This is a genomic window from Sphingosinicellaceae bacterium (genome assembly GCA_019285715.1).
Lineage (GTDB): Bacteria > Pseudomonadota > Alphaproteobacteria > Sphingomonadales > Sphingomonadaceae > Glacieibacterium.
Genome location: CP079108.1, coordinates 2,226,671 through 2,239,394, shown reverse-complemented (window position 1 = coordinate 2,239,394; position 12,724 = coordinate 2,226,671). Strand labels below are relative to the sequence as shown.

Below are 12,724 nucleotides of genomic sequence, written 5' to 3'. Positions count from 1 at the left end.
GGCGGAGCAGGACATGACGGCGTTGTTCCGGCCCCCGATCGCGGCGGCAAAGACCATCGGCTGGCGGCAGGCGTTCGGACTGCGGCAGGCACCGACGCCGTTCTGGGCGCGGGTGCGGGGCGCTCAGCTGGCGATGCTCAATCGCTATGCGCCGTTCAACGTCGCGGTGATGGCGGTCAACCTCGGCAGTCTCGCGTGGCTGCTGCGGTCGGTCTACGACCCCAGGTTCATGGTCGGCTGGGCGGCAGTCATCGCCGGGCTCGGCAGCATCTGGCTGGCGCGCTGGTGGCGCTCGCGGGGTTTTGCGGAGGTTCGCGAAGCGAGCCCACGCGACTTCTGGCTGGTCAACGCGGAGGTCATCGGGTTCGGCGTCGCCTGGGGTGCGCTCGTCCTCCACCTGTTGCCGGTGATCGCGGTCGAGGACCAGATGGTGCTCGTTCTGCTGTCGGGCATCACGCTGGCGGCCTGCGGGTTCGCCACCGCGATGCTGCCGGCGTGCGGTGCGGCGCTGGCCGTAATGATCGCGCTGGCGACGGTTGCCGGGCTGCCCGCATGGTCGCCGTTGTCAACGCCGCTCGTGTGGCTGGCCTTCGCGAGCTTTGCGCTGCTGATCATCCGCGGCACGACGATGACCAGCCTCAGCCTGATGGTCCGGATGCGCATCCAGGCCGACCATGCCGAGGCCAGCGCAACAATCGGCCTCCTGCTCAACGAGTTCGAGGCGCACGGCAGCGACTGGCTGATCGAGGTCGATGCTCACGGCCGCCTGACCCACGTCTCGCCGCGGCTGTGCGAGGCCGCCGGCCGCCCCTACACCGCGCTCATCAACGCACCGCTGATCGGCCTGATCGGGCCCGACCGGCGTGACCCGGCGGTGCGCGGCGCGATCCGGCAGCTTGGGCGACACTTCACCACGCAGACCCCGTTCCGCCATCTCCAGGTTCCGGTCGTGGTGCGCGGTGAGCTACGCTGGTGGTCGATCGCGGGGACACCGCGGTTCGAGGGGCGGCGTTTCTCGGGCTACCGCGGCGTCGGCAGCGACGTCACCGAGGCGCGGCGCGCCGCCGACCGCATCGCCCAGCTGGCACGCTACGACCCGCTGACCGGTCTCGCCAACCGTGCCTTGCTCCGCGAGACGCTGGGCGAGGCACTGCGGACCGGCGGCTGCGCGCTGCTGTTCGTCGATCTCGACCGCTTCAAGCAGGTCAACGATTCGCTTGGGCACGTCGCCGGCGACAGCCTGCTGCGCAGCGTCGCCGACCGGCTGCGGGCGGTGGCGGGGCAGGGCGCCACCATCGGGCGTCTGGGCGGTGACGAGTTCGCGGTGGTCATCCCGCAGGGCTCGCCGCGCCGCGCCGCCGCACTCGCCGAGCGCATCGTCGCGGCAGTGTCGGAGCCGCAGACCGTCGCCGGGCAGCTCGTCACCATCGGGGCAAGCATCGGCTACGCCTTCGGCCCCGGCGACGCCACCAGCGTCGACGCCCTGCTGCGCTGCGCCGATCTCGCGCTGTACGAGGTCAAGGCGAGCGGACGCGGGGCCGCCTGCCGCTTCGAGCCATTGCTCCAGCAACGCGCCGAGGAACGCCGCGCGCTCGAGGTCGACCTGGCCGCAGCGCTCGACCGGGGCGAGCTCAGCCTCGCCTACCAGCCGATCGTCGAGGCCTCGGACGAGACCATCGTCGGCTTCGAGGCACTGCTGCGCTGGACCCACCCGGTGCTCGGCAGCATCCCGCCGGTCAAGTTCATCCCCGTTGCCGAGGAGACCGGGATGATCGTGCGGATCGGCGCCTGGGTGCTGCGCGAGGCGTGCGCCTGGGCGGCGCGATGGCCCGACCATGTGCGGATCGCGGTCAATCTGTCGGCGGTGCAGTTCGAGGACCCCGACCTGCCGCGGATCGTGGCTGCCGCGCTCGCCGACAACAACCTCGCGCCGGATCGGCTGGAGCTGGAGATCACCGAGAGCATCTTCCTCAACGAGACGCCGGCGACCGCGGCGATGATCGCCCAGCTCAAGGCCATGGGGGTGCGCTTTGCCCTCGATGACTTCGGCACCGGTTATTCGTCGCTTGGCTACCTCCGCCGCGCCGACTTCAGCCGGATCAAGATCGACCGCAGCTTCGTGCAGCGGGCAGCCGCCTGCGAGACCGAGTCGACCGCGATCATCCAGGCGATCGTGGCGCTGGCGACCAGTCTCGGCATGACCACCACGGCCGAGGGCACCGAGACCCGCGCCGAGTTCGAGGCGTGCCGCTCGCTCGGCTGCCTGCAGGTCCAGGGCTATCTGTTCGGACGCCCGATGCCGCCCGAGGACGCGACCGCGCTGGTCGAGATCCGGCGGGCGGCGTGAGAGGTGATCAGGCCGCGACGGTGCGCAGCCCCGTGCGGCGGCGCAGCGACACGCCGGTCAGGCCGAAGCCGGCGACCATCAGCGCCCAGGTGCCGGGCTCAGGCACGGCGCGGACCATGAGGATGTACGCCGCACTCGGCCCGGCACCCTTGTGGGTATAGATCGGCAGGCCGTCGAGGCCGATGTCGAAAGGATCGCCGGTGCTGGCGAAGGACTGGCTCACGCCCGGCCCGATGTCGGTCGGAATCACGTCGACGACATGATTGGCGATGAACTCGACGACGGGACCGGTCGTGGCGTTCGTGGTCGGGCCGCCGCGAGCCGTTGGCCCGGTTGCAGCGACTTCCCGGAACTGGTCCGGCACGTAGAACGCGCCGCCCGGGTTGAAGCCCGAGTTGCTGATCACCGACGAACCGCGCGCGAAGCTGCTGAGGTCGTAGCTCAGCGTGAACGACGCGCCCGCAGCGATGGTCCCGAGGTCGATGACCAGGCTGATCCCGTTGATCGTGTAGTAGGCACCGCCATTGCCCGACGGTGCGTAGAGGTTGGTGCCGCTGGTGTCGAAAGTCGTGCCGCCGAGGTTGGTGGTCAGCGTCGCGGCGCTGTCGAAGACCGAGTGGCCGTCGCGCTTGATCGAGAACACCAATCCCGAGCTGACGAAATCGCTGCCGGTCAGCGGCGATCCGATGGCGTTCATCAGCAGGCCCGGCGCGATCACGAAATTGAAGGTCGCGGTCTGGGCATAGGCGCTGTCGTTGGTGATCGTCTCGGCGATGTGGAAGGACGAACCGACATCGTAGGTGCCGCCGCCCGACGACCGCGTGCCGAAAAAGCCCGATGACGAGCCGTAGCTGTGCAGGCCGGAACCGTCGATGCCGTTATCGCTGAAATTGACGACATCCACGGGGTCGGTCGGCAAGCCCTGGTGCAGGATCGTCGGCGCGACGTCGTTGAGGCTGTAGGAGCCATCCGCCTGCAGCTTCGTGATCGTCGCGGCTGCCGGCACCCCCAACACGGCTGCGAGCGCCACCAGCGCCGGGTAGCCAAGCCTGCGAAGATCTCGCCCTGGAACGCCACGTCCCCCCGGCACGCCGCGTCCCCCCGGCACGCTACGCCCAATAACATCGCGCTCGCGAAACATAACCTTAGTGTTCATTTAAAACGCCCCCGTTTGCTTCGTACCTGACCGCGCCACCCCCGCGCCGACCGGGCCTGCGATTCGTAACATCTCCACTATATTGAATCAAAGGTTACGATCATCTTAGCGTCGTTACTTTTAAGTAACGGACTCGATGTTCATGGAATGTACATGCAGCGCGCGACGCTGGCGGCCTCTGGAACTATGCGCCGGGATCGTCGTTACGGCGGCTCTGAGTTTGTTTCAGGAGTTCACTCTTTGCGTAATTTCAACAACTTCGCACGCGCCGTCGGTGTCGCATCGCTGCTCGCGCTGTCGACGACGGCCCATGCCGCCGACGACGCCGCCAAGGCGAAGGCCGCCATCGCCGAGGCGCGCGGCAAGATCGAGGCCGGCGACAAGGTCGGTGCCAGCAACGATGCCGCCGGCCTGCAGGCTCAGGCCCGCGCCGCGCTGCGCACCGCCGAGGAGCGCCTCTCGCACGGCGACAAGAAGCTGGCGCGCTCGGAGGCCGAGCATGCGTCGCAGCTCGCCGATGCCGCGCTCGTGACCGCCAACCAGCGCAAGACCGAGTCCGAGCAGGGTGCCCGCGCCGCTGCCGAGTCGTCGGCGATGCAGGCCCAGCAGTCGGCGGCCGACGCCAACGCCCGCGCCGCCAGTGCCGAGAGCGCCGCCGCCGCTGCCGAAGCCGATGCCCAGGCTGCGCGCAATGCCCCGCCGGTCGTCGTCGCCGCGCCGCCGGCTCCCGCAACCACGACCGTCGCCACCGTCGAGAAGCAGGTCGTCACCACCCCGGCGCACACCACCACCAAGCGCGTTCCCGTGAAGTACGCGACCAAGCGCGTCACCCACCCGGCGACCGCGACCGAGAAGACCACGACCACGGTCACGACAGCTCCGCAGCAGTAAGCGGGCACCAAGCTCGAACAGACGACCGCCGCCATCCTCCCGGGGAATGGCGGCGGCGTATTATTCGCATCGGTCTATCGACGTTGTCCCCCCGGGCTTGACCCGGCACCAGCTAACCCAGCACTCGGACCCCGGGGTTAGCTGGGTCCCGGGTCAAGCCCGGGATGACAACTTGCCCGCTGCGCCCCAGCCCACTCAGCTCGCGACCCACGTCTCCAGCAGCGTCCGCGCAATCGCGATCGGCGGCGGTGCGAGCCAGCCCCCGGTGCCGTCGATCGCGGCGCGGACCTCGTCGCGGGTGACCCAGCGCGCCTCCTCGATCTCCTCGCCGTCGACGGTGATCTCGTCGGTCAGCGCCTCGGCGAACGCCCCCATCATCAGGCTCGACGGGAAGGGCCAGGGCTGGCTGGCGATGTAGCGGACACGGCCGGTGCGGATGCCGGCTTCCTCGAACAGCTCGCGCGCCACCGCCGCCTCCAGGCTTTCGCCCGGCTCGACGAATCCCGCCAGTGCCGAGAAGAAGCGCTTGGGAAAGCGCGGCTGGCGGCCGACCAGCGCGCGGTCGCCATGCAGCGCGAGCATGATCACCACGGGATCTGTGCGCGGGAAATGCTCGGTGCCGCAGACCGGGCAGTTGCGGGCGTGTCCCGCCTTGTGGGCATCGGTCGCCGCGCCGCAGTTGGCGCAGAAACGGTGCCGCGCATGCCAGTCGAGCAGCGAGCGGCCGTGCGCGACGATGCCGGCGCGGCCCGGATCGGCGCTCGCGGCGAGCAGCGATCCGGCGGCACGTGCATCCATCGGCTCGCCGTCGAGGTCGGCCGCGCTCGCCGCCACCGCAAACCGCGGCGCGTCGTCGTCGAAGCCGAGGAACACCACGGGCGCGTCATGGGGCACGTCGGAGCGATAGGCCCACAACAGGTCGTCGCCGGCGCGGTTCATCACCGGGCGCAGGTCGTCGAACACCAGCCAGCGGGCGCGGGGATCTGAGCGCGCCGCGACCATCGCGCCCTGGTCCTTGCGCAGGGCGTCGGCGCGGTCGTAGCTGGAGCCGGTGAAGCCCACGGTCGGCGTGGCCCAGCCGGCGAAGAAATCGGTCATGCAATGTCCTGAAGAGAGTGCGGCGGCCTGCTTGTCACCAGACAGCCCACTTGTCATCCGATAGCCCGCTTTGTCATCAGACAGGCCATTCCGTCATTCCGGCGAACGCCGGGACCCAGGTTCACCCAACGCTCGGACCTCGGAAGCTGGGTCCCGGCGTTTGCCGGGATGACAATCAGGGGCCTTGACGACGATCAGGGCAGGCCGGCAATCACGCGGCGCGTACCCAGCCCTTGGGTGTCAGCATCTCGACCGGCTTGAAGCGCGTCTTGTACGCCATCCGGTCGCAGCCATCGATCCAGTAGCCGAGGTAGACGAACGGCAGCGCGGCGCGCTGGGCGCGGACGATGTGGTCGAGGATGATGAAGGTGCCGAGGCCCGGACGCGTCGGATAGTCGGGCGCGTAGAAGCTGTAGACCATCGACAGGCCGTCCGATTGCTTGTCGGTCAGGCACGCCCCGACCAGCCGTCCCGGCTTGCCGTCTACAGAAGGCTCGCGGTACTCGACGACGACGGTGTCGACCGGGGTCTGCTCGATCATGTCGGCGAAGTCATAGGCGTCCATCATCGCCATGCCGCCGCGCGGGTGGCGGATGCCGACATAGTCGGTCAGCAGGTCGAACTGCTCCTGCGTGCTCCACGGCTCGCAGGCCGAGACGACGAGGTCGGCGTGGCGCTTGAGCAGGCGTTTCTGCGATGCACCCGGCACAAACTCCGCCGCCACGACCCGGACCGAGACACAGGCCTGGCAATCGTCACACGACGGCCGGTAGACGATGTTCTGGGAGCGCCGGAAACCGATCCGAGCCAGCGCCTCGTTCATCTCGGGGGCGTCGCGGCGTTTGAGCTCGGCGAAGACCTTGCGTTCGAAACGGCCCGGCACGTACGGGCACGGCGCCGGAGCGGTCACGAAGAAGCGTGGGAACTTGAAGCTCTGGTCGGTCACTGCGGCATCCGCCCCTCCAGGCCTCGTCCGTTGATGACGGCAATGTGGACCGGAACCTACACGGGGAATAGGGTTAATTAAGATAGGGGAGGGGTCCGTGAGGTCGCGGATCAGAGGCCCGACACGAACCACGCGACGAACCCGGCGACCCCCGCGAGCGCGAGCACAAGGACGATGCGCACCGTGGGCGAGTCCGGCGGCGCGACGTCGTGCGGCCAGGGCAGGGTGAGGGCGCGCAGCGCGGCGACGAAGGCGGCGCTCGCACCGGCGACGCGGACCCAGTCGAGTTGCACCCACAGCCGCGCCATCGCCACCGAACCGGCGTCGCTGAGCACGTCCTTCGGCGACCCCTGCCCATGGTACCAGAGCGCCGCGTTCATCGGCCAGAACGCCGTCACCGTCAGCACCAGCAGCACCAGGATCCCGATCGAGGGCACGCACAACAGCCAGCGGTAGCGCCACGGCGTCCGCCACCCCGCCACCAGCGCCCCGAACCCCGCCACCAGCAGCGCCGCCGAGAACGGGATGAAGAACACGCCCGTGTCGACCGGCCACGCCTTGCCGTAGGGCATCAGCCGCAGCGACGCCGGCGGGTTCGCGCTCCACGCGCCGGCCAGCACGACGAGGTCGAACAGCTTGGCCCCGACCAGCGGCCCGCCGCACAGCACGGCGAGCCAGAGAAAGGCGCGGGTGGTTCGTTCGCGGCCGCTCATGATGTCCCCCGTCCGTCAGGCAAGGACCCTGTTGGTCGGTCGCCTACTGCGTACTCCAGGCCTTGTCCGTAGCTGACGATGAAGTCGACCGGAAGCTCCGCGGCAAACAGGGCTATCGGGGTGGAGCCGTTCTCCGGTATCGGCACCTGCGACCTAGAAATAATGTCGACAAATTTTACACATTCCGGACAACGTCTACGAAACGACATCGAGATAATTGATTAAACGATCTGGCATGTAAATTGCGTGGCAGTCAGCGGCGCAGCAGATCACTGCCAGGCGCTCGGGGATCGTCGATGAACAGTTGCTTGAAAACCACCCTAATGGCGGGCGCACTCGTGCTGTCGCCGATCGCGGCAACCACCGCCAGCGCCGCGACGCTGATCATCCCCATGGCCGGCATCGCCAGCAATGGTTTGGAGGGTTCAGCTGGGAACGTGGTGCGAACCTATCTGCTCGGGGCCAACGCCGCCATCACCGGTTGGAGCTATAGCATCAGCATGACCGCTATTGACCCAAGCTGGTTAAACGAGATGCAGGTGCTCTTCACCAACAGCGCCCAGACCGACGGTGTCAGGATCTCGCTGGTTCCTTATCAACATCCCGGCTCGGTGACGGTTACCCGGTCTTTCCATCTCGCCGACCTGGGCCTGGCCTTCAACCTCGCTCCGGACGGCATCCTGAGGCTCGAGTTCTGCGAGTTGTATGATGACCCCGGCCGCGACGGCCTCTACACGGCCGGCACGATGACGTTCGAGTACACGACGTCAGGGTCACCTTCGGCCGTGCCCGAGCCCGCGACCTGGGGCCTGATGATCGCCGGCTTCGCAATGGCCGGCGCGGCGCTGCGCCGCCGCAGGTCCGCGCTCGCCGCCTGAGCCGGTAACCGACGATCGAGGGGCGGCCCGGGGAGGGCCGCTCTTTTTCATTCTGCAGAGCCACGCAAGGCCGAGCGGTCGCACCGCCTGCGCGTGCACGGCACGGCTGAGCTTGTGAACGACGACGTTCTTACGAGCCTCTATCCAGGGAGCGACGGCATCGTCCGGGTCACCGCGTCCGAGATCTTCGTGAACTGCGGCCGTTACATCCACCAGAGCCAGGGCTCGAAACTGTCGGCGCACGTGCCCGACCAGGGCGGGGACCAGCCGTTCCCGGCGTGGAAACGACTCGACGTCTTCGCGGACGCATTGTCGGTGCCCGACGCGCAACGCGTCGAGAGTGTAGGCGGCGTGATCTCGCTCGAGGATTACCCGGGCGAGGCTGACCCCGACGCGGCATCGCGGCCTCGACCCTAGTCCACGCCCAGGTTGCGGTGCCAGTCGGGGACCGTCCGGTCGTGGCGGCGATTTCCGCTTTTAGCCCCGTCCTGCGCCGTAAAAACGGGATTGTTGGCTCGGCCAGACCTGATTTTTGCCGGAAAGCCCGGGAAACTGGTCCGAAAACCGCCAATATCGCCGGCGTGCCATGTCTGCGACGGTGGCTAGCGTTTCGACCGCGATAAGAACTGGAGAAACCCTTGAACTGGCACCCGCTCGCTTTCCCCGTAGCCCTGTCGATGGCGCTGGCTACGGCGGCTCCGGCGATGGCCACGTATAATTTCACCATCAGCGGACCAGGCGGAAATTTCTTCTGGCAGATGCCGGCGACGATCACTGCAAATGATCCGCAGGGCACGATCGTGTTCAGCAAGGTAGCGCCCGGCACGAATCCTTATGCCAATCTGGCGACCGGGACCTTCGGCAACCCGCTTTCGACCGGCACCCAGATCGGCCTCGGCGGCCCGAACCAGCCGTATGCAGCGTTTGCCGACACCGGCGTGCCGATCTTCACGTATGTCGGCCCGCTGTCGACCTGGGGCCGTCCGGGCAACGCCACTTTCAAGCTTGGCACCTACCAGGTCCAGTCGAACTATGGCGGAACGCTGAACACCTTCACGGTCGCGGTCCCTGAGCCGGGGGCCTGGATCTTGATGATTGCCGGCTTCGTCGCCGTCGGCGTGGCGAAACGCCGGCCCGCGGTCATGACCGCCTGATCACCGGACCGGATGCGGAGCGCCTGACGCCCAGGATTTGCCAGGCCGCTGCCGTCGCTACTCAGTCCGCCTCGACCAGCCGGACCTCGTAGCCCGACCCGCGCAACGCCTCGACCAGCCGGTTGAGGTGGTCGCGGTCGCGGGTTTCACACTCGATGTCGGTGATCAGGCCCTTCGCCGGCAGGTTGGTGAAGATGCGCTGGTGATAGACCTCGAGGATATTGACCTGCTGCTGGTCGAAGATGCGCGCCACCTCGAACAACTGGCCGGGCCGGTCCTTTAGGCGGATGCGCAGCCGCGCCAGCCGACCGGCGCGCGCGAGGTCGCGGAGTAGCACGTTGGCCAGCAGCCGCGTGTCGATGTTGCCGCCGCACAGCACGAGGCCGACCGTCCGTCCGCGGAACCGCCGCGGATTGCCGAGCAGCGCCGCGAGGCCGGCCGCGCCGGCACCCTCGCAGACGGTCTTCTCGATGGTCAGCAGCATCGAAACGGCGTGCTCGAGGTCGCGCTCGCCGACGAGGACGATGTCGTCGACCAGCGCCTGCACGACCTGGAAGGTCAGCACGCCCGGCGTCTTGACCGCGATGCCCTCGGCCAGCGTATCGCCGTCGCACGACACGCTTTCGCCGCGCAATTTGCCGTACATCGACGGGTAGAGCTCGGCCTGGACGCCGACGACCTCGACCGGGTGGTCCTGTGCCTTGGCGACGGTGGCCATGCCGGAGATCAGCCCGCCGCCGCCGATCGGCACGATCAGCGTGTCGATCTGGGGCGCGTCCTCGAACATCTCGAGCGCGACGGTGCCCTGGCCGGCCATCACCGCCGGATCGTCGAAGGGGTGGACGAACAGCAGCCCGCGCTGATCCGCGAGCCGGTACGCCTCGGCGCTGGCTTCCTCGAACTTCTCGCCGTGGAGGACGACATGCGCGCCGTGGCCCTCGGTCTGCTGGACCTTCACCATCGGCGTGAAGCGCGGCATGACGATCGTCGCCGGGATACCGAGGCGGGCGGCGTGATAGGCGACGCCCTGCGCGTGATTGCCGGCGGACGCGGTGATGACGCCGCGGGTGCGCTGCTCTGGTGTCAGGGTCAGCAGCTTGTTGAGGGCGCCGCGCTCCTTGTAGGCGGCGGTGAACTGCAAATTCTCGAACTTGATCCAGACCTGCGCCCCCGTCAGCTCCGACAGCGTCCGGCTGTGCAGGCAGGGAGTGCGGATCACCGCGCCGGCAATCGCGTCGCGCGCGGCAATCACGTCGGCGATCGAGATCGGCAGGGCGGCCGGGGCTGCGACTGGAGGGGTCGCTGCGTCAGCGAGCGTGGGAGCGAGGGCGGTCATCGACCAAGCCTGTAACGACCCCACTGCGGCCTGCAAACCCCCGGGGTGTCCTGCGGTCGACCACCGGTTCGGTGTCGGACCGGGCGATCAGTCCGGCCGGCTGCTGCCGTTGCCCGTCGTCGACAGCCTCGCGAGCCGCTCGGCGTACGCTGCGGCAAGCTCGCCATGCGCGGCCGCGACCACCGGGTTCGACGCCTCGCGGACGAGCACTCGCTCCTGCTGGGCGCGGCGACTGCAATAATCATATTCGTTCTGTGCCATCGCGGTTCTCGCTGATTGTCCGGCGTTTGCAGATTGATGGACGATACACTTGTTAACAGATGCGTACAGACCCGCAGCGTACAATTAACGATATGTTTATAACTTAATTTCTAGGCCGACATCAGTCGTTTCTGGACCGTACCTAAACTATCGTCTGCATTGGAGCTCTGGTCACGCCGCAAAATGACGTGCAACAGCATCGTGGCTTAGACACCCACCGTTCGTCCCGAGGCACCCGGCGTTGACCGTCCATCCCGTCGCAGCGACCGACCCTCGCCCGGCCCGCCCGGCACCGACGCCGCGCCGTGGCATCCGCTTCGGCGACTACCGGATCGGCGGCGGCATGGTGACCCTCCGCAAGACCGGGAACGCGGTGCCGCTCGACCGCCGGCTGTTCGCGGAGGTCGCCGGCTGGCTGGTCTTCCAGGCGGCGTTGCAGGTCCGCCGGCTGGGCCACCGCCGCAGCCGCACGACGATCTGGTTCACGCCCGACGTGCCCCATCCGCGCTACATGGTGCGCGCCGCCGCACTTTGGGCCGGCATCCGCGTCGCCCGGTCACCGGCGTCGGCGAGCGTCGCGTTCTACTTCGAGGACGCGACCACCGCGGCGTTTCCCGCCGTCCCGGCGACGCGCGGCTTCAACTTCGCCTGCACCGACATCTCGAAAAGCCATGTCGCGGCGATGTTCGAGGCCGCCTTCGGCTACCCGCTGGCGCTCGACCCGCGTCGCCACTCCGGCCCCGCGGTCGAAAAGGCGGAGGCCAACGGCGCCCACGATGGCCGCATCGTCGAGTGTCCGTGCGAGCCCGCCCCCGGCAAGGCGTACCAGCGGCTGATCGACACCATCGACGCGAACGGCGACGCGGTCGACCTGCGTACGCACTGCATCGGCGGGCGGCCGGTCGTGGTGTGGGTCAAGCGCCGTCCGGCGGCGGTGCGCTTCCTGGCGCCGAACACCGCGGTCGCGCGCTTCGCCCCTGCCGAGATCTTCTCCGCCACCGAGCAGGCGCAGATCGCCGACTTCCTGGGCGCGATGGGGGCCGACTGGGCCAGCCTCGACATCCTGCGCGATCGCGACGGACGTATCTACGTCGTCGACGTCAACAAGACCGACGCCGGGCCGATCGTCGCGCTGTCACTGCGCGAGAAGCTGGCGGGCGTGGCGATCCTGGCGCGGGCGTTGGAGGCGCTGATCGTGCGGCCGCCGGAACGAGTCCTTGACGAATCGGCCAGGATCGTTGCCTTATCGCAATGACTTGATCGCGGGGGCGTGTCCGGTCGGGGGAATCGTATGAACTTTCGTGGCCTGCTCGCCGCTACCGCCTTGTTGATCGGGGCCGCTGCGGCTCCGGCTCAAGCGGTGACCATCTGGTACGACGAAGCCGCGTTCGACGCAGCGACGTCGGGGCTGACCAATTACGGCTTCCCGGGGGGCACCGAATCCACCAACGTCGCGCCGTTTTACCAGGTCGGCCCGGTGTTTTTCGCTGCTGACTCACTAAGCCTCTTTGACGACGGCGCGTTTGGTCCGGGCCAGACCTACATCGCATCACCGCTGGACCTCGCTGCCATCATCTTCGGCGGTAGCAGCATTGGTTTCCATATCGGCAGCTACTGCGAGCCGGACGGCGAAATCTCGTGCGCGCAGGATGTCGCCATCACGGTCAACGACGACTTCCTCGGTCTCCTTTCGACCGGTGATCACGGCGCATTGTCGTTCATCGGCTTCACCGACCTCGAGCCGCTGTCGGGCATCCTGTTCAGCCCAGAGTTCGGCGAGATCGATATCACCGACTTCAAGACCGATGCGATCGGCCTCGGCGCTGTCCCCGAGCCAACGACGTGGGCCCTGCTCATCACCGGCTTCGGCGCGGTCGGCACGGCGCTGCGCCGTCGCCGCCGGGGACATGTTATCGCCTGACGCAGCGGGGGGGAGCCCATACC

At 68.1% G+C, this 12,724-nt stretch carries 12 protein-coding genes and 1 pseudogene; 7 read left to right on the top strand and 6 right to left on the bottom strand.

The window, feature by feature from the left end; translation table 11 throughout:
* Nucleotides 1–13 precede the first annotated feature (13 nt).
* Nucleotides 14–2,347, top strand: a complete 2,334-nt coding sequence (locus tag KX816_10405; GenBank protein ID QXQ04731.1) for an EAL domain-containing protein — start codon at nucleotides 14–16, stop codon at nucleotides 2,345–2,347.
* A gap of 7 nt (nucleotides 2,348–2,354) precedes the next feature.
* On the opposite strand, the gene KX816_10400 is transcribed toward KX816_10405, so the two are convergent.
* Nucleotides 2,355–2,465 (bottom strand): PEPxxWA-CTERM sorting domain-containing protein, encoded by a 111-nt coding sequence (locus tag KX816_10400; GenBank protein QXQ08507.1) that lies wholly within the window; start codon nucleotides 2,463–2,465, stop codon nucleotides 2,355–2,357.
* 1,278 nt (nucleotides 2,466–3,743) lie between these two features.
* Between KX816_10400 and KX816_10395 the strand changes: the two genes are divergently transcribed.
* Entirely contained in the window at nucleotides 3,744–4,394 is a 651-nt protein-coding gene (locus KX816_10395) for a hypothetical protein (protein ID QXQ04730.1), read from the top strand.
* Between the two features lie 195 nt (nucleotides 4,395–4,589).
* Here KX816_10395 and nudC read toward each other — a convergent pair whose 3' ends face one another.
* From nudC to KX816_10380, 3 genes are all read right to left on the bottom strand, one after another.
* Nucleotides 4,590–5,492 (bottom strand): NAD(+) diphosphatase, encoded by a 903-nt coding sequence (gene nudC, locus KX816_10390; GenBank protein QXQ04729.1) that lies wholly within the window; start codon nucleotides 5,490–5,492, stop codon nucleotides 4,590–4,592.
* 211 nt (nucleotides 5,493–5,703) lie between these two features.
* Nucleotides 5,704–6,438: an arginyltransferase gene (locus KX816_10385; GenBank protein QXQ04728.1), complete on the bottom strand. Its 735-nt coding sequence runs from the start codon at nucleotides 6,436–6,438 to the stop codon at nucleotides 5,704–5,706.
* 110 nt (nucleotides 6,439–6,548) lie between these two features.
* Complete coding sequence (locus tag KX816_10380) at nucleotides 6,549–7,151, bottom strand: DUF1772 domain-containing protein (protein QXQ04727.1); 603 nt, start codon at nucleotides 7,149–7,151, stop codon at nucleotides 6,549–6,551.
* 779 nt (nucleotides 7,152–7,930) lie between these two features.
* Between KX816_10380 and KX816_10375 the strand changes: the two are divergent.
* The 3 genes and pseudogenes from KX816_10375 to KX816_10365 all read left to right on the top strand — a co-directional run bounded on the left by KX816_10375 (nucleotide 7,931) and on the right by KX816_10365 (nucleotide 9,183).
* Nucleotides 7,931–8,029 (top strand): annotated as a pseudogene (locus KX816_10375) (PEPxxWA-CTERM sorting domain-containing protein).
* Nucleotides 8,030–8,143: 114 nt separating this feature from the next.
* Nucleotides 8,144–8,446 carry a hypothetical protein gene (locus KX816_10370; GenBank protein ID QXQ04726.1) on the top strand — a complete coding sequence of 101 codons (303 nt, stop codon included), beginning with the start codon at nucleotides 8,144–8,146 and terminating at the stop codon, nucleotides 8,444–8,446.
* 221 nt (nucleotides 8,447–8,667) lie between these two features.
* Nucleotides 8,668–9,183, top strand: coding sequence for a PEP-CTERM sorting domain-containing protein (locus KX816_10365; GenBank protein QXQ04725.1), 516 nt, complete (start codon nucleotides 8,668–8,670; stop codon nucleotides 9,181–9,183).
* A gap of 61 nt (nucleotides 9,184–9,244) precedes the next feature.
* On the opposite strand, the gene KX816_10360 is transcribed toward KX816_10365, so the two are convergent.
* Complete coding sequence (locus tag KX816_10360; protein QXQ04724.1) at nucleotides 9,245–10,519, bottom strand: threonine ammonia-lyase; 1,275 nt, start codon at nucleotides 10,517–10,519, stop codon at nucleotides 9,245–9,247.
* Between the two features lie 87 nt (nucleotides 10,520–10,606).
* Nucleotides 10,607–10,780 (bottom strand): hypothetical protein, encoded by a 174-nt coding sequence (locus KX816_10355; GenBank protein ID QXQ04723.1) that lies wholly within the window; start codon nucleotides 10,778–10,780, stop codon nucleotides 10,607–10,609.
* Nucleotides 10,781–11,021: 241 nt separating this feature from the next.
* Here KX816_10355 and KX816_10350 point away from each other — a divergent pair, with 241 nt between their 5' ends.
* Both KX816_10350 and KX816_10345 read left to right on the top strand, forming a co-directional pair.
* Complete coding sequence (locus KX816_10350) at nucleotides 11,022–12,035, top strand: hypothetical protein (protein QXQ04722.1); 1,014 nt, start codon at nucleotides 11,022–11,024, stop codon at nucleotides 12,033–12,035.
* A 36-nt stretch (nucleotides 12,036–12,071) separates the two neighbouring features.
* Nucleotides 12,072–12,701 (top strand): PEPxxWA-CTERM sorting domain-containing protein, encoded by a 630-nt coding sequence (locus tag KX816_10345; GenBank protein ID QXQ04721.1) that lies wholly within the window; start codon nucleotides 12,072–12,074, stop codon nucleotides 12,699–12,701.
* The last annotated feature ends 23 nt before the right edge of the window (nucleotides 12,702–12,724 follow it).

Bases quoted from the DNA above. Each gene is read 5' to 3' on its own strand.
- KX816_10405 (QXQ04731.1), top strand. From the start codon at position 14: ATGACGGCGTTGTTCCGGCCCCCGATCGCGGCGGCAAAGACCATCGGC.
- KX816_10400 (QXQ08507.1), bottom strand. From the start codon at position 2,465: ATGGTCCGCGCCGTGCCTGAGCCCGGCACCTGGGCGCTGATGGTCGCC.
- nudC (QXQ04729.1), bottom strand. From the start codon at position 5,492: ATGACCGATTTCTTCGCCGGCTGGGCCACGCCGACCGTGGGCTTCACC.
- KX816_10380 (QXQ04727.1), bottom strand. From the start codon at position 7,151: ATGAGCGGCCGCGAACGAACCACCCGCGCCTTTCTCTGGCTCGCCGTG.
- KX816_10360 (QXQ04724.1), bottom strand. From the start codon at position 10,519: ATGACCGCCCTCGCTCCCACGCTCGCTGACGCAGCGACCCCTCCAGTC.
- KX816_10355 (QXQ04723.1), bottom strand. From the start codon at position 10,780: ATGGCACAGAACGAATATGATTATTGCAGTCGCCGCGCCCAGCAGGAG.
- KX816_10345 (QXQ04721.1), top strand. From the start codon at position 12,072: ATGAACTTTCGTGGCCTGCTCGCCGCTACCGCCTTGTTGATCGGGGCC.